Origin of the sequence: Streptococcus sp. CF8-6, from assembly GCF_024295845.1 — a bacterium.
GTDB lineage: Bacteria > Bacillota > Bacilli > Lactobacillales > Streptococcaceae > Streptococcus > Streptococcus oralis_BO.
This window is the reverse complement of the sequence record NZ_JANCOF010000001.1, coordinates 455,527-472,235: the sequence shown is the minus strand read 5'-3', so window position 1 is coordinate 472,235 and position 16,709 is coordinate 455,527. Positions and strand designations below refer to the sequence as shown.

General features: G+C 42.5%; 16 protein-coding genes. 3 read left to right on the top strand and 13 right to left on the bottom strand.

The annotated features are described in order from the left end of the window. Nucleotides 1-39: 39 nt before the first annotated feature. From NML69_RS02255 to NML69_RS02245, 3 genes are all read right to left on the bottom strand, one after another. On the bottom strand, nt 40-639 hold the full coding sequence (locus NML69_RS02255) for a CPBP family intramembrane glutamic endopeptidase (RefSeq protein WP_254725187.1): 600 nt from the start codon (nt 637-639) through the stop codon (nt 40-42). A gap of 107 nt (nt 640-746) precedes the next feature. Beyond that, a complete protein-coding gene (gene htpX, locus NML69_RS02250) occupies nt 747-1,646 on the bottom strand; it encodes a zinc metalloprotease HtpX (protein WP_254725186.1) in 900 nt (299 codons plus the stop codon). Between the two features lies 1 nt (nt 1,647). Then, complete coding sequence (locus NML69_RS02245) at nt 1,648-2,208, bottom strand: LemA family protein (RefSeq protein WP_061587589.1); 561 nt, start codon at nt 2,206-2,208, stop codon at nt 1,648-1,650. A 93-nt stretch (nt 2,209-2,301) separates the two neighbouring features. On the opposite strand from NML69_RS02245, the gene rsmG reads away from it, so the two are divergent. Both rsmG and NML69_RS02235 read left to right on the top strand, forming a co-directional pair. Then, complete coding sequence (rsmG, locus tag NML69_RS02240) at nt 2,302-3,015, top strand: 16S rRNA (guanine(527)-N(7))-methyltransferase RsmG (protein ID WP_254725185.1); 714 nt, start codon at nt 2,302-2,304, stop codon at nt 3,013-3,015. A gap of 438 nt (nt 3,016-3,453) precedes the next feature. Further along, nucleotides 3,454-4,737 (top strand): uracil-xanthine permease family protein, encoded by a 1,284-nt coding sequence (locus tag NML69_RS02235; RefSeq protein ID WP_049506041.1) that lies wholly within the window; start codon nt 3,454-3,456, stop codon nt 4,735-4,737. A gap of 44 nt (nt 4,738-4,781) precedes the next feature. Here the strand turns inward: NML69_RS02235 and NML69_RS02230 are convergent, their stop codons facing one another. The 9 genes from NML69_RS02230 to NML69_RS02190 all read right to left on the bottom strand — a co-directional run bounded on the left by NML69_RS02230 (nt 4,782) and on the right by NML69_RS02190 (nt 13,757). Continuing rightward, complete coding sequence (locus tag NML69_RS02230; protein WP_254725184.1) at nt 4,782-5,687, bottom strand: DMT family transporter; 906 nt, start codon at nt 5,685-5,687, stop codon at nt 4,782-4,784. Between the two features lie 8 nt (nt 5,688-5,695). Further along, complete coding sequence (locus tag NML69_RS02225; RefSeq protein ID WP_254725183.1) at nt 5,696-6,631, bottom strand: serine hydrolase domain-containing protein; 936 nt, start codon at nt 6,629-6,631, stop codon at nt 5,696-5,698. Further along, nucleotides 6,628-7,353: a CppA family protein gene (locus NML69_RS02220; protein ID WP_254725182.1), complete on the bottom strand. Its 726-nt coding sequence runs from the start codon at nt 7,351-7,353 to the stop codon at nt 6,628-6,630. The genes NML69_RS02225 and NML69_RS02220 overlap by 4 nt, the downstream gene beginning before the upstream one ends. A gap of 110 nt (nt 7,354-7,463) precedes the next feature. Continuing rightward, nucleotides 7,464-8,333, bottom strand: coding sequence for an aquaglyceroporin Gla (gene gla, locus NML69_RS02215; protein WP_049485344.1), 870 nt, complete (start codon nt 8,331-8,333; stop codon nt 7,464-7,466). Nucleotides 8,334-8,490: 157 nt separating this feature from the next. Continuing rightward, a complete protein-coding gene (locus tag NML69_RS02210; protein ID WP_049485345.1) occupies nt 8,491-9,657 on the bottom strand; it encodes an acetyl-CoA carboxylase biotin carboxylase subunit family protein in 1,167 nt (388 codons plus the stop codon). 12 nt (nt 9,658-9,669) lie between these two features. Then, nucleotides 9,670-10,410 (bottom strand): esterase family protein, encoded by a 741-nt coding sequence (locus NML69_RS02205; RefSeq protein ID WP_000546816.1) that lies wholly within the window; start codon nt 10,408-10,410, stop codon nt 9,670-9,672. A gap of 20 nt (nt 10,411-10,430) precedes the next feature. Next, nucleotides 10,431-11,255, bottom strand: a complete 825-nt coding sequence (locus NML69_RS02200; protein ID WP_254725181.1) for an alpha/beta hydrolase — start codon at nt 11,253-11,255, stop codon at nt 10,431-10,433. A 136-nt stretch (nt 11,256-11,391) separates the two neighbouring features. After that, on the bottom strand, nt 11,392-12,606 hold the full coding sequence (gene thiI / locus NML69_RS02195) for a tRNA uracil 4-sulfurtransferase ThiI (RefSeq protein WP_254725180.1): 1,215 nt from the start codon (nt 12,604-12,606) through the stop codon (nt 11,392-11,394). 8 nt (nt 12,607-12,614) lie between these two features. Further along, nucleotides 12,615-13,757 (bottom strand): cysteine desulfurase family protein, encoded by a 1,143-nt coding sequence (locus NML69_RS02190; protein ID WP_254725179.1) that lies wholly within the window; start codon nt 13,755-13,757, stop codon nt 12,615-12,617. Between the two features lie 137 nt (nt 13,758-13,894). Between NML69_RS02190 and NML69_RS02185 the strand changes: the two genes are divergently transcribed. After that, nucleotides 13,895-14,320, top strand: coding sequence for a DUF6556 family protein (locus NML69_RS02185; protein ID WP_045592089.1), 426 nt, complete (start codon nt 13,895-13,897; stop codon nt 14,318-14,320). A gap of 42 nt (nt 14,321-14,362) precedes the next feature. On the opposite strand, the gene NML69_RS02180 is transcribed toward NML69_RS02185, so the two are convergent. After that, complete coding sequence (locus NML69_RS02180; RefSeq protein WP_302851677.1) at nt 14,363-16,669, bottom strand: DNA translocase FtsK; 2,307 nt, start codon at nt 16,667-16,669, stop codon at nt 14,363-14,365. Nucleotides 16,670-16,709: the final 40 nt, after the last annotated feature.

Genomic DNA, 16,709 nt, shown 5'->3' with positions numbered 1-16,709 from the left:
AAATCATTTTTTTACAGCTCAAAGCATTCTAATATGACATTATCTCATATACAAAAAGCAAAATGCAACCAGATTATTGAGGACATGCAAAAGAATGGAATTCCATAGGTTGTCAGAAGTCTTATACCTTATCCCAAATGCAAATCCCATACCTAAATAGGTGATAAAGCTAGGAATGGTATAGGGACCATGCAGATAAGCAAAGAGAAGCGATGTGGCAAACAATCCAAAATAGGTATTCTTAAATACTATCCCCTGTAACATACCTCTCATAAAGATTTCTTCCGTGACAGGTGCCAAAACACAGAGATCCACAAAAAGTACAGACCATAAAAGTGATAAACTGTGCACAGCTTGAGTTGTGCCTGATTGGGTAGGGCCTAAAAAATTGACCAAAATATAAAATAGGAAAAGCAAGGCGTATGAAAGAAAACATTTTAAAATATCTTTTAGACAGATTTTTCGAATGTGAAGCAAGTCATACTTTTTTCCTACATATAAAAATATTGCAAGTTCAACAAGTGTAAAAAGGATAGATAGCGTTAATGAATTTATTCGCATGATTTTCTCTGCTATACTCAAATGAATTGGCATAAAAATCAAAATCAAGAAAGACGTCATCCAGCGCTTATACATCATTCACCTCAATTATATAGAATTACATATATTATACTATTTTTTAGTGAGATAACAAGTTAAAAGCGAGATACTAAAAGCAAAAATCCAGAGACGACCTCTGGATTTTTTTACATTTGTTTCAAGCGTTCGATTCGTTCTGAGATAGATGGGTGGGTATAAAAGAGTTTTTGAAGTCCGCCACCTTTCTTAGGATCATTGATATAAAGTGCGCTGCTGGCATCGTCAACATGTTGATGCATCGGCTCGCTATTGTCCAATTTAAGCAGTGCATTGATCATCCCTTGAGGATTGCGGGTCAGCTCCACACTGGATGCATCCGCCAGAAATTCCCTCTGACGGGAAATAGCTAATTGCACCAAGGTTGCTGCGAGAGGTGCTAGAACAATGGCTAAGAGAGAGATAACAAGCATGATAATCTCCAAACCATTTCCATCGCGATCATTATCACTCCGTCTGCGACCTGCGCCACCCCACCACATCATCCGTCCTGCCATACTAGACAGAAGGGTAATGGCACTGGCAAGGGCAACAGCAATGGTCGAAATGCGGATATCGTAGTTTCGGATATGACTGACCTCATGCCCCATAACAGCTTCTAGCTCCTCGCGATTCATGATTGCCATAAGACCCGATGTTGCTGCGACTGCTGCATTCTGCGGGTTTGAACCTGTTGCAAAGGCATTTAAAGAAGAATCCTCAATGATGAAAACACGCGGCATGGGAATCTGAGCGACCATGGCCATATCTTCTACTACATGGTAGAGGTCTGGTGCTGTTTGCTCATCAACCTCACGCGCCCCATTCATAGACATGACAATCTCTGTCGATTGAAAGATCATGGTCAGAGCGTAGATAAGACCAATAATCAAGGCAATAATCACGCCACCAAGACCTGAACGCATAAAGAGATAGCCAACCGCATAACCAACCAAGGCCAAGAGTAGGAAGAAAACCAGCAACAAAATCCAGGTTTTTCGTTTATTGCTCGCAATTTGATCAAACAACATCTTAGCCACCTAAACCGCTAAAGTCAACTTTAGGAACTGCCTTTTCCTCTTCAGGTGTTTGAAGGAAGTCTGCAGCTTTAAAGCCAAATAGTCCTGCGATGATGTTGCTTGGGAAACTTTCAAGTTTTACATTGTAGTTGCTGACAACACTGTTGTAGAGTTGGCGAGAGTAAGAAATTTTATTTTCTGTATTGGTCAACTCTTCTTGCAATTTGATAAAGTTAGCACTAGCTTTCAAGTCTGGGTAATTCTCTGCTACTGCAAAGATACCAGAAATCTGGCGGGTAAGGGCATCACTGGCCTTCATAGCTTCTGCCGGTGAAGTTGCTGCAGCTACTTGTCTACGAAGTTCTGTTACTTTTTCCAAGGTAGAACCTTCATATTTCGCATAGCCTTTGACTGTTTCAATCAAGTTTGGGAGGAGATCATTACGACGCTTCAACTGAACATCTATCTGGCTCCAAGCCTCCTTGGTCTGCATACGATTTTTAACCAAACCGTTATAGCTAACAATCACAAAAATAACAATCAGAGCCAAAACTCCAAGAATAATCCAAGTCATAATCTTATTCCTTTCTGCTTTTAGATTACTACCAGTATATCAAAATTTTAACGAATATGGTAAAATAAGATGATACTAGAGAAGGAAACTACTATGAAACCAGAAACATTTTACAGCCTACTAGCTGAGCAAAATCTTCCACTTTCGGACCAGCAAAAGAACCAATTTGAACGGTATTTTGAACTCTTGGTCGAGTGGAATGAGAGGATTAATTTGACCGCTATTACGGATAAAGAAGAAGTCTACCTTAAGCACTTTTATGATTCGATTGCACCTATTCTGCAAGGCTTGATTTCAAATGAAACTATCAAACTTCTTGATATCGGGGCTGGTGCAGGATTTCCTAGTCTGCCCATGAAAATTCTCTATCCCCAGTTAGATGTGACCATCATTGATTCGCTCAATAAGCGCATCAACTTCCTTCAGCTTTTGGCTCAAGAGTTGGATTTGGATGGTGTTCACTTCTACCATGGACGGGCAGAAGACTTTGCCCAAGACAAGAACTTCCGTGCTCAGTTTGATGTGGTGACGGCTCGTGCTGTTGCCCGTATGCAAGTCTTGTCTGAACTGACCATTCCCTATCTTAAAGTTGGTGGAAAACTACTGGCGCTCAAGGCCAGCAATGCTCCTGAGGAATTGCTAGAAGCCAAGAATGCCCTTAACCTCCTCTTTAGTAAGGTAGAGGACAACCTCAGCTACGCCCTGCCAAATGGAGATCCGCGCTACATCACTGTCGTCGCAAAGAAAAAAGAAACCCCAAATAAATATCCACGTAAGGCTGGCATGCCCAACAAACGCCCACTTTAAACAATTTACAAAATCATACCTCGCTCTCGCATTTCCGAGCTCGGGAAAAATTCGTTTACAAAACGAACCTCACTCTCGCATTTCTAGGCTCGAGAAAAAATGATTTACAAAATCAAACCTCGCTCTCGCATTTCCGGGCTCGGAAAAAAAATGATTTACAAAATCAGCCTCGCTCTTACATTTCTAGGCTCGGGAAAAAATGATTTGCAAAATCAACCTCGCTCTCCCATTTCCAGGCTCGGGAAAAAATGATTTACAAAATCATTTTTTTCTGCTATACTATCACAAGCAAAGGTTTTTAATGTCATCCTGTGAGGTGACGAAGGCGCAGATTTATATAAATTTTTAAAAGATAGCTATTTTTTAAAAAGTCTTACTCTGAGGGCCTATTGCTGCAAAATAATGGGCTCTTTTTTGGTGCCCAAAAGTGAGGTTTTTATGAAACAGGAATCAACTGTTGACTTGTTACTAGACGTTGATCAACGTCCTTCTGCTGGTAAAGGTATTCTTCTAAGCTTCCAGCACGTATTTGCCATGTTTGGTGCAACCATTCTCGTTCCCTTAATTTTGGGAATGCCCGTATCGGTTGCTCTCTTCGCTTCCGGTATTGGAACACTTATCTACATGATTTCTACTGGCTTTAAGGTTCCAGTTTATCTAGGTTCTTCATTCGCCTTTATCACAGCTATGTCTCTAGCCATGAAAGAAATGGGAGGCGATGTCTCTGCTGCTCAAACTGGAGTTATCCTGACTGGTTTTGTCTATGTCCTTGTAGCAGCAAGTGTTCGTTTTGCAGGTACGAAATGGATTGATAAACTCTTGCCACCAATCATTATCGGACCTATGATTATCGTTATCGGTCTTGGTCTTGCTGGTTCTGCTGTAACGAATGCTGGACTTGTAGCAGACGGAAACTGGAAAAACGCCCTTGTAGCCGTTGTTACGTTCTTGATTGCAGCCTTTATCAATACAAAAGGAAAAGGTTTCCTTCGTATCATTCCTTTCCTCTTTGCCATCATCGGTGGTTATATCTTCGCTATGATGCTTGGTTTGGTTGACTTTACCCCAGTCCTTCAAGCCAATTGGTTTGAAATTCCTGGTTTCTATTTGCCATTTAGCACGGGTGGTGCCTTTAAAGAGTACAACTTATACTTTGGCCCTGAAACAATCGCCATCTTACCAATCGCTATTGTAACCATTTCAGAACACATCGGAGACCACACGGTCTTGAGCCAAATCTGTGGCCGTCAATTTCTGAAAGAACCAGGACTTCACCGTACCCTTCTCGGTGACGGTATCGCGACATCAGTATCTGCCTTCCTCGGTGGACCAGCTAACACGACCTACGGAGAAAATACAGGGGTTATCGGGATGACTCGTATCGCTTCTGTCTCTGTTATCCGTAACGCGGCCTTCATCGCCATTGCTCTTAGCTTCCTAGGTAAATTCACTGCCTTGATTTCAACCATTCCAAATGCTGTGCTTGGTGGCATGTCCATCCTTCTCTACGGAGTTATCGCCAGCAACGGTCTAAAAGTTTTGATTAAAGAGCGCGTTGACTTCAGCCAGATGCGTAACCTCATCATTGCTAGTGCCATGTTGGTACTTGGACTCGGTGGAGCCATCCTCAAACTTGGTCCCGTTACACTTTCAGGTACTGCTCTATCAGCTATGACAGGAATTATCTTAAACTTGATTTTGCCACACGAAAATAAAGACTAATCATCTATACACACAAAATCCACTCGATTGAGTGGATTTTTTAATTACTTACTCTTTATTTCCAGCAGTAAATCTTTCAATGAAATAATGGTCACGGCTAGTAAAATCATGGCCATACCGACAAAATCAATCTCATAAAACTGTTCCTTCATAATCAGAAAGGCAAAGAAAACGGCTGAAATTGGCTCTATGGAAGCCAATAAACTAGACTTAACAGGGCCTATCAGACTAGCTCCTTTTAGGAAAGCTGTATAGGCAAAGACCGTTCCGATGATGATAATCCCAGCAAATGCAAAGAGAAAATTTAGGCTAGTCGGTATGCTAGCCCGTAAAACTCCTGTAAAGGGAAGAGCCACTACACCAGAACTAACCATCCCGACACCAATCACCGAAATACTGCCCCACTTCTTAATCAAAGCGATGGGAAGGATGATATAGAGGGCATAGGTCAAGGCTGAAAAGAGGCCCCAGAAAAGACCAGCAGGTGTGACAGACAACTGGTCAACTTTCCCGTGCGTAGCGATCAGAAAGGTTCCTCCAATTGCTAATCCAATCGAAATAATCTCAGCCAGTGTCGGAGCTACCTTATCCTTCATACAAGTATAAACCAAGATCCCAACGGGGCACACATACTGGAGAACTGTCGCTGTTCCAGCATTGGTCTCCTGAATGGCAGAAAGATAGGCAAACTGGTTTAAGAAAAGTCCGAACACTGCAAATAGCAACAGAGATAGCAGACTTTTTCTGTCTTTTAAAAAAGCATAGAGTTTATCCTTTGAAGTCGTATAGGATAAGAACACCAGTGCCAAACCTGCAATGATAAGTCGCAAATTGGTCAAGACTAGAGCGGAAATTCCGTGTACCATCAGATATTGGCCACTGGTTCCAGACAAGCCCCAAGCAATCCCTGCTACTACTGTATACAGAGTTCCTTTTACGGTTTTTGACATGCTTCCCCCTACTCTTCTTGACGAATCATTTCCATGACTTGATTTCGGTCAACTATCCACTGGGCACGCTCATCCTTTTCATACGTTCTATTGGATAAAAAGATAGCCGCCTCCTGCTTCTCTCGATTCCACATAATGAAGGTACCAGTATAGCCCGTATGGTCGAGCCAGGCACCCTCCAGGTTCCAAGCTAGCGAACGCTCTTTATCCTCTAAGGGAGAGTAATTTCGACTTAAGTTTGCAGCAAAATCATCTTTCAAGTAATGTTCCAGGAAGATCTGCAAATCCTTAACAGTCGAAAACAAACCAGCACTTCCTGCATGTTTCCCTAATAGACGGGCTTTGGGATCGTGAATGATTCCGGCCTCTACTCCTCTCACTGTTGGTACAGCTTGCTCAACGGGACCAAACTTGGTCTCTTTCATTCCCCATGGTTCCAAAACTTGTTCTTCTATAATCTGATCCAAGTCTTGGTCAAAGATTTTTTCCAAAAGAAATCCTAAGAGTAAAAAGTGAACGTCCGAGTATAGGAAGGCTGGCTGATTTCGTCTGTTGAGGTGAAACATGGCTTCTCTTAATTCCTCTGCCCTTAACTTGTCTCGATTGGGAATAAAGGGGTCCAAGTCTGTGGCATGGGTCAGAAGCTGCCGTATAGTGATATCAGGATAATCACACTCCGGTAAAAAATCCGTTACCGGTCGCTCAATATCGAATGTGCCCTGCTGCCACAAGAAGGTAAAAACCGTCCCCATTCCCACGACCTTACTCACACTAGCCAGATCATAAACCAAACCGCTTTCTGTCTTTAAGCCCCGTTCTGGATCACTCAATCCTAGATAAGACTCTTTCCATTCACCATCCTTATAATACGCAAAAGAGGCCCCGGGATAAATCCCTGCCTCGATTTGATTTTCTATTTTTCTTAGAATTTTTTCCCACTTCATGCTTCTTCAAACCACAATTCAATGTTATTGGTATCTTTACCAAGGAAGAATTTTTCAGACTTAGGGACAAAGTAGCCTGTCTTTTCAAATTTCTGACGAAGACTGGTTAGATCAAAATTCTTGACTAAAAATTTTAACATCGTCAGGTCCCAAGTGACATTGTTTTCAACAGCCAAATCTGGTCCTTGCCCTTTAGTAAAGGTAATTGCTGGCGCTACTCCTTCAGGATCAAGTAAACTCTCTGTCCCCTCAGGCAAATGCAACTCCATAGAAACCTCAAATTGGCTCACGTATTTTATACTTGTATTTGAATAAAATTCAGGAACAGTTTCCAGTGGAACCAGATCTCTTACATCATTTTCCGCATGAACAAGAATCACATCCTCTTCAGGTGAAACAATCTCAAAAGCATACCCTCGGTTTCCTTTAAATAGACGAGGAAGAGACTTCATCTGAGAAAGAAGGGCCTCGATTTCAGAAGGATTCTCAACCTTTATCAAGAGTCTAGCTAGCTTCTTAAGCCCTTCAACTCTGCGTGTTCGCATGCTTGGAGCCTCTTCTAAAATCAATCTCTCCGTAGCTGTCTGGTCGCCTAGGGAAAGAAAGGCAGACTCTTCCAGCAAAGGTTTCATCCCCAGGGTTTCAATGTAAAATCTTTCATTTAATTTTCGATTATTAACTTTCAAAGTCGGAATGATCCGAACAATCTCATTCACGTTCATATATTCCTCCAACTCTTTTATTTTAAAGGATTTTCGAATATTTTACAAGCCATATCTATTTTATTTAGAAATTTTACAAGAAAAAAACTGGGATTCCCCAGTTTCATTTCTTATAGGTAAAGTAGTTTAAATAGTGCTACTGCCGCAATAGCCGCTGCAATTGGAGCTACAACTGGAACCCATGCATACCACCATTTTGAATCACCCTTGTGTTGACCAAGAACTGATTTTGGAAGGAGTTCGTGAAGAAGACGAGGTCCAAAGTCACGAGCTGGGTTCAAACCAGGACCAGTAGGTCCACCAAGTGAAGTTACCAAGGCCATTACTAGGAAACCAAGTGCCAAGTGCGCAACTGAGATCCCAGCAGCTGTATGTGGAGCTACTTGAGCTTTCACTGCCAATTCACTTAAATCAACAGTTTGTCCAGCTTGAGTAGCCATTTGTTTCATGTATTGAAGAACCTCTGCACCAAAGAAGTTTTTAGTCAAACCAAGTGCTGCAAAGAAAAGAACAAATGAACCTACAAACTCATTGAGGAAGCCGTTAACAGTAGCTGCAAAACGTGATTCTTTTGTACCGTGGTCAATGCTTGAAATTGTTGAGAAGGTACCCAAGATATTGTTAGGGTTCTCTGTCTTCAAGTAGTAAGGACGGTGAGTCGCTACAACCAAAGCTTGACCGAAGATTGCTCCCAAAACTTGTGCTAGGATGTAAAATGGAACTTGATCCCAAGAGAAAAGACCACTAACAGCAAGTCCAAGAGTGAAAGCTGGGTTGATGTGGTTACCAGATACGTTACCAAACATCAAGGCTGGGATCATAACCCCCATACCATAACCAACCGCGATAACGAGCCAGCCACTTTGGTGACCTTTCGTACCTTTAAGTTCAACGTTAGCAACTGCACCATTACCAAGAATGATCAAAATAGCAGTTCCCAAGAATTCTGTGGCATATTTAATAGCCCATGTAAAATCCATTTGATAGATTCTCCTTAAATTTTTTTAGACAATCCTTATTCTATCAATTTTTAGGCCTTTTAGCAATATCTTTTCTAAAAGAATCTATGGAAAACGCTTTATTTAACTTATCTTTAAGAAAAGGACAAAAGAAGTCAAACTCCTTTTGTCCTAATCGTTATTCTTGACGTTGACCAAAATCTGCAATCATCTGCTCCATCTCTTGGCGACTCGGAGTGGTCAACATATAAAGGTAGTCCCCTTGTAGCTCTGCAAAGGCTGCTGGCATGATTTTTTTGACCTTGAATTGCTGGCTGTACTTAGCAAGCAAGTCTTCTTCTGAATAGACATAGTTGGCATTGGCACGGCGAGAAGTAGCCAAACAATACTGTGGTTCAAACTCTGATACTGGGAACTCTTCACCTGTAACAATCGCCGCATAACCTTGGTAGAGATCCAAGGAGTGAGCGAAGTTATAAACATCAATGGTAAAGCCACCTGCAGGACGGTTATTGTACTCAATGGCAATGTAGTCGTCCCCGTCACGGAAAAACTCGATATGGAAAAAGCGCTCTTTCATACCAAATTCCTTGACAATGGCCTCGCCATACTTACGCAGTTTGGGATCCATATCCTTGAGTACATAGTAGGAATTGTCCATCTTATAAATCATCAGATCAAGTGGTGTATGGGCATAATCGAAAGTCGTTGAAAAGACGATATTGCCATCCTTGTCCACAAGCCCGTCAAAGGTACAGATTTCACTAGAAGTGACAAATTTCTCAAAGAAATACACGGTTGAATGGTCCCATTCAGCCTTAAAGTGATTTACATCGTCTTCTGTCTCAAGCTTAAAGGTTGCGGCCGCTCCCACTCCATTATCAGGTTTGGCAATCATTGGTAGACCGATTTCTTTCACTGCTTTATCCACATCTGCTTCCGTCTGGATAACAGCTCCAGGTACCACAGGAACGCCTGCTTTTTTGAAAAGTTTCTTCATTTCAGACTTAAACTTGGTCTTTTTGAGGTCCTCTGGTTTGGCACCAAAAATATTGAATTGCTCTCTGAGTGTTGCGTCCAGCTCAAGCCAGTATTCATTGTGAGATTCGATGCGGTCGATTGGGCCATGTTTGTAGAACAGAAAGGCAACAGCACGTTTGACTTCGTCTATGTTCTCAAGATTGTCCACACGGAAATACTCGGTCAGGCTATTGCGCAAAGGTTCATCTAGTTGTTCGTAAGGTTCTTGACCAATCCCCAAGACTGTAATGCCTTTATTGGCTAGCTCGATGGTAAACTGTTGAAAGTTTTGCGGATAGTAGGGAGAAATAACAAGGTAATTCATAGGCAACTCCTTTTATAGATACAGGTGTCCAAGAAAATAGGGCATTTGTTTGCGCCACCATTCCCAGTCATGGGCGACATCGTGTCCCCATTCAGCAAACCAGGCTGGAATTTGTTTCTGGTCAAAGGCTTCTTTAAGCTTGTAGAAAGATGGTAGACCGTCTTGTTCCCAGGCACCAAGGCCCGTACAAACGACGATTTCTGCCTGACGGTAACGATCGATAAACCATCCGTCGTTTTGATTCCAGATATAATCTACAGGCGAGTTTTGGTAAATAGCATCATCATTGTAGTAATCGCCAACAAAGAAACGCGCGTCGTAAACACCACTGAGGGCAATCACCTTGGTAAAGACATCTGGATGCTGGAGGAAGAAATTAAGTGCATGGTAGGCCCCCATCGAGCAACCAGTCGTCATCATGCCATCAAACCAACCTGTCTTATGCTTGATAAAAGGAATGGCCTCCTCAATCACATAGCGTTCATAAGCACGATGCATCTCCGCCTGGTCATGACCATTTTTCCAAGTGGCCAACCAGCTCTCACTGTCCACACTGGAGAGAGTAAAGAACTGGACGCGCCCTTCTTCGATAAAGGAAGCACAGGCATCAATCATACCAAAATCATAGTATTCGTTGTGACTACCACCAGATGAAGCAAAAACAACAACTGGAATCCCAGCATGTCCATAACGGTTGAGGTACATTTCACGATTAAGATTGCCACTCCAGTGGCTAAGGTTTTCGATATGCATTGGGTTTCTCCTTTTCTAACTTACCATTTCTCTGCAAAAAAACGGAGACAGTCTGGTAAATTCTCCGACCAAGGGATTTCACTATGGATGGCACCAGACTGAACTTTCAAGACAAGATTATCTAAGTGCACCCCACCTGCTATCAAATCATGGTAATACCGAAGAGACGAATCGATATAGGCTTGTTTGATATTACCAGCCATCAGGGTCTTGTCCGTATCATCTGCTTCTTCTGTTCCTACATAGATAAAGATACGCTGGTCAGGCGATAGTTTCTGGCGCTCGATGTAGCGATTAAAGGCTTCTTGATGGAGCCAGTTAGCAGATGAAAAGACACCTAGACAACCAATTTGGTCTTGGTATTCTAGTCCGATAAACTGGGTAATATTTCCTCCTAGTGACGAGCCAATCATAGCCGTATGCTGGCGGTCAGCTTTGGTACGGTAGGTCTCATCGATAAAAGGTTTGACCACCTCCATGACAAACTCGGCATACTCCACACCCTTACCGCCAAACTGCTGCCCCGGAATAGGAGATTCTTGGAACTTCCAAGCCGCATACTCATTCATCCGCCCCATACCATCATTGTCAATGGCAACGACAATCATGCGACTGATATCAGGATTACGCTTGATGGCTGGGATAATCTTCCACGAGTGACCAATGAAAGATTCTTTACTATAAAAGATATTTTGCCCGTCATGAAAGTAAACAACAGGATAAGAACGATCCGTGTCTTTCTCATAATCTTTAGGCAGAAGAACACGCACACGGCGCTCCTTACCTGTATAAGGAACCTTGAGTTTGTGTTCTTTCATTTTTAAATAAAAGTAGGATTGATTCATTGTCAGAAAACTCTCTATATTCAAAATTTTATTTTATTATATCACAATTATAGAAAAAAAGTTAGTTTTGCTTCCATTTTTGGAATTAAAAACTAACTTTTTCACCTATTTTTCTAAATTCTTCTGGATTTTCTGATTAGAGAAGATTGTCAATTAAGTCATCCACTTCATCTTTTTCAGCCTGCGGTGTTATCTCAGTAATCATGATTCCAGCCACTGCTCGCTCAACTAATCCTTCAACATCCATACGTGCTTCATACTGCTCTGCATTCTTAATCTTAGGATTGGTCTTAGGACGATCTGGCGCAAAAATCGTACAGCAGTCCTCAAACGGCTGGATAGAAATGTCAAAGGTATCGATTTCCTGGGCGATGTCAATGATTTCCAACTTATCCATTGTCACAACTGGACGGATGATGGGAGTGGTGGTGACTGCATTGATAGCCTGCATGCTCTCCAAGGTTTGGCTGGCTACTTGACCAAGACTTTCCCCATTGATGATTACTAAACCATTTCGTACCTCACGAATACGATCGGTAATCCGCATCATAAAACGACGGGTCAAGGTCATGAGATAGGCTTCTGGCGCTTTGGCCTTGATTTCCTCTTGAATCTCTGTGAAAGGTACTTCGATAAACTGGATATTTCCCCCAAACTTGGTTAATTTACGGGTCAAATCTTGGGCTTTTTTAAGAGCACCAGGACTCGTGTAAGGTGGGCTGGCAAAATGAACAGCCTCAATATCCACTCCACGTTTCAAAGCAAGATAACCTGCAACAGGTGAGTCGATCCCTCCTGACAACATGAGCATCCCTTTACCTGAAGTACCCACAGGCAAACCACCTGCTCCTCGAATAGTCTCATAGGAAAGATAAGCTGCTTCCTCACGAATCTCCACCTGAAGATTGATGTCCGGATTTTTCATTTGAGCTTGGACATTTGGAATAGCTTCGAATACAGCTCCACCAAGTGTTTGGTTGAGTTCACGACTGTCGAGTTCAAAGTTGTGGTCGCTGCGCTTACTAGAAATCTTAAAGGTCATGCCTTCCTTGTAGATATCTTTCATAATCTCTTGGACAGCAGACTTCAGAACTTCTACAGACTTTTCGACCTTATATACTGGAGAAAAATTCTGAATCCCGAAGACTTGTTTGAGAGATTCTGCAACTGCTGTGTAATCAGCTCCATTCAGGTAAGCGTGGGCACGGTCGCGATCAGCGGTTACCTTAACTTGGGGATAGATGGACAAGACGTCCGAAATATTATTACGAAGTTTATTGATGAAACGCATGCGGTTTTTGCCCTTGGTTGATAACTCTCCGTAGCGAATCATAATTTCTGAATACTGCATGAATGCTCCTATCTTACTTTTCTAGTTTGATTGTAAATTAATTTTAGCTTGGTCAAAAACTGCTCAACCTGACTCATATCATTTTCAAGGTCTAGGCTAAGACGCACAGCTGACTGGGCCTTATCTTTGTCCACTCCCATAGCAATCAAGGTCCCTGCAGGTTTTCCAGCCTTGGATGAACAAGCCGAGGTTGTGGAAATGAAAATATCATAGTCTTCAAAGGCGTGAACGATGACTTCACCACGAACACCCTTAATCCCAAAAGTCAGGATATGAGGGGCAAAGTCATCCTCATCTGAAAAGACAAAAATATCTGGATAATCCAGAAGGGCTTGACGAATGACTGATTTCATCTGCCCTGTCTTATTAGTAAAGATATCTAACTTTTCCATAGATAAACGGATAGCTTTGGCTGTCGCTGCAATCCCTGCCACATTTTCAGTTGTTGAACGATAATCGCGCTCTTGACCACCACCTGTCAAAAGAGGCGTAATTTTCTTACCAGACTTGATATAGACAAAGCCAACACCTCTGACACCATGAAACTTATGACTCGAAAAGGTCGCAAAATCCACTCGATCTGTCAGATATTTTTCAGTCGGAATCTTAGCGAGTGCCTGAACTGCATCAACGTGGAAGGAAATAGTTGGCTTGTCTGCCAACAGTTCTGAGATAGCCTCAATAGGCTGAATAGACCCAATTTCATTGTTTACTGCCATAATGGAAACGAGGGTCGTATCAGGACGTATCAAATCTGCTAATGCTTCAACATCCATAAATCCTTTCTCATCAACTGGAGCAATATCCACCTCAAAACCTTGATTTTTTAGCCAGAGAGCTGACTCCTTGACTGCTGGATGCTCAATAGCTGATACGATGATGTGCTTGCCAAACTGGGCTTTTTCAAAGGCCACACCCTTGATAACCCAGTTATCCCCTTCTGTTCCTCCAGAGGTAAAGAAGATTTCATCGCTCTTCTTGCCGATTAAATCTGCAATTTGCTGCCGGGAAGCATCTAAAATTCGTGTTGCCTGATCTCCCAAACGATGGAGACTAGACGGATTTCCTACAATTTTTGAAGCAACCTGCATGTAGGTTTCAAGTGCTTCAGGATAAGGCTTAGTTGTCGCCGAATTATCAAAGTAGATCATGTTTTCTCACGCTTTCTAAAATCACTCCTTCTATTGTATCACGAAAAGAGACCTGCGACAAGAAAGGGAGGTTTCTCTTTTTTTAAGATTTTTTTAAAGAAATGAGGTATAATAAATCATAATTAAAGGAGAGTATCATGTCTAACTATCGTAGAACTTCAAAACCAAAAACAGAACACATCAAAAAGGGATTTACTGTCTTTCAAAAAACGATTGCTACCATCGGTAGTATCCTTGGTCTAATCACCGCTACTATTACCATCATGAACGCTATGGATAATAACAAAAACAACAAGAAAGAACCGACGACAACTCAAACAACTGTTGTCAAGGAAATTCAAAAAGAATCCCCTCAGGAAAATACTACACCTAACAAGGACAACACTTCTACTAAAGAAAATACTCCGCAAGAAGAAACTTCTCAATCCAATAAAAAAGAGGAGAAAAAAGAAGAACAGAAAACAACAACTCAGGACTCTTCTACACCTGCTACAAATAAAGAAACAAGCGATAACGGAACACAGTCAAATACGACGAGTTCTGAAACTAAAACGAATCAGTGAGCACAAAATAGCTTCCTTCCAACTTTGGAAAGAAGCTATTTTTTATTGTTGCAATACTTTTCGTGGTTTGGTTCCTTCCGCTGGACCGATGACACCTGCCATTTCGAGTTCTTCCATCAGGCGGGTTGCACGGTTAAATCCAACCGACAAACGACGCTGAATCATAGAAGCGCTGGCTTTCTGCGTCTCGATAACCAGAGCCTTGGCTTCCTCAAAGAGCGGATCGCCACCAGCTTCACCGTCAGAGAAATCTCCCTCATTATCTGGGACATCTCCTGGGTCAAAGCTTTCATCGTAGTCAGCATCTGCCTGAGCCTTGATGAAGTTTACAATACGTTCAACATCATCATCTGAGATAAAGGATCCTTGTAGACGGACTGGGTGATTTTCATCGATTGGTTTAAAGAGCATATCTCCTCGACCGAGCAGTTTTTCTGCTCCATTTTCATCCAAGATGGTTCGCGAATCTGTGCCTGATGAAACTGCAAAAGCCACACGAGATGGGACATTGGCCTTGATAAGACCAGAGATAACATCAACCGATGGACGTTGCGTTGCGAGAATCATGTGAATCCCTGCGGCACGCGCCTTCTGTCCGAGACGAATGATGGCATCTTCTACTTCCTTGCTAGCCACCATCATGAGGTCTGCCAACTCATCTACAATGACAACAATTAAAGGCAGGGGTACTTGTTTATACTCAGATTGGCTATTAAATTCCTCGACCTTGGCATTGTAACCAGCAATATTTCGTACTCCAACCTTAGCAAAGAGTTCATAACGGTTTTCCATCTCATCCACAACCTTTTGCAGAGCCTTGCTGGCCTTGCGTGGATTGGTCACAACTGGAATCAAGAGGTGAGGAATGTCATTGTACACCGATAACTCAACCATCTTTGGATCCACCATCATAAACTTGACCTGGTCAGGTCTTGCTTTCATAAGAATGCTAGCGATAATACCGTTAACTGCGACTGACTTCCCTGATCCCGTCGAACCTGCAACAAGTAGGTGGGGCATCTTGGAAAGGTCAAAGGTTCGAGCAGTTCCATTGACCGCCTTACCTAAAGGAATTTCGAGGAGATTTTCTGGTTTAGTTTGAGACTGTTCCCAGAGTTCACGGAAGGAGACGGTCGCAATCTCAGAGTTGGGCACTTCAATTCCGACAAGGGATTTCCCGGGGATCGGAGCTTCAATCCGAACATCCTTGGCTGCTAGAGCTAGCGCTAAGTCGTCTGCCAGATTGGAAATGCGGTTAACCCGTACCCCAACGGCTGGCTTGACTTCATATTTTGTAACAGATGGACCGATTTCAGCCCGTTCCACCGTTACCTTGATACCAAAGCTGGCAAAGGTTTCTTCTAGGATTTTGATATTTTCTCGAACAATCTTCTTTTCCTTGGACTGGTCTTTGGGTTTATCTGGCGCAAAGAGTTGCAAGCTTGGTAGTTTATATTCGAGGGCTTCTTTGGCAGAAAAATCAACCTGCACCTCTTCATCCTCAAAGTCTTCTTCCACATCTGGAACTTCAACGTCAGTTTGAGGGAAGATAATCTCCGGTTCGATCCATTCCTCCTCAGGAATTGGAGGAAGATCGTAGTCTGGTGCTTCCGATAAGATTTCTCCCGTTTCAGGATCTACAGGAGGAAACGGTAATGCATCCTGTTCTTCTTGTTCTCTCTGAATTCTGGCTGCTTCTTCAGCTTCTTGACGAGCCTTCTCTTCTTCTCTCTTGATGAAGCGTTCCTGTTTTCTCTGTTCCTGTTTTTCCATGAAGGATCTAAACTGAGCTCCAATAAAGGCTGCGACATCGTAAATAGACCAAGGACTAACTAAGAGTGCCCCAACTAGAATCAAGAGAACTCCAATAAAGTACGATCCGATATTGGAGAAAAGAAAGGATATGGGGATATAGAGTCCAACACCAAGCAAGCCTCCACCGGCGAAGCTAGTTACTCGCATACCAGTCAAGTCCGTCATAACTTGAGACAGGGTCCCTTTTAGAACTGATTGCTCCAAACCATATTTCCAAACCAAGTAGGCCTCAAAAATCAAGAGTAAGCCAGCGAAGATACAGAGAAATCCTGACAGAAGTCCTTCTTGCTTACGTATCCATTTAAATAGAAAGAGATAAATGAGGAGGGCACCAATGGCCACATAGGCCAAACTTCCGACCACCAGTCGAATGAGATTGTAAAGTGTGACACCTGCCGCGCCGAGTTTGAGGGCTGCAATAATCAATAACAAGGCAATTCCTAAAGAGATCAACATCCTCTGGATAGCCTGTTTTCTTTCAAGTTCTGCTTTAGACGGTCTCCGTCTTGTTTTTGTAGTATTCTTGTTTGCCATTCTTTTATTATACCATATTTCACAGCCATTTCGAATAGAG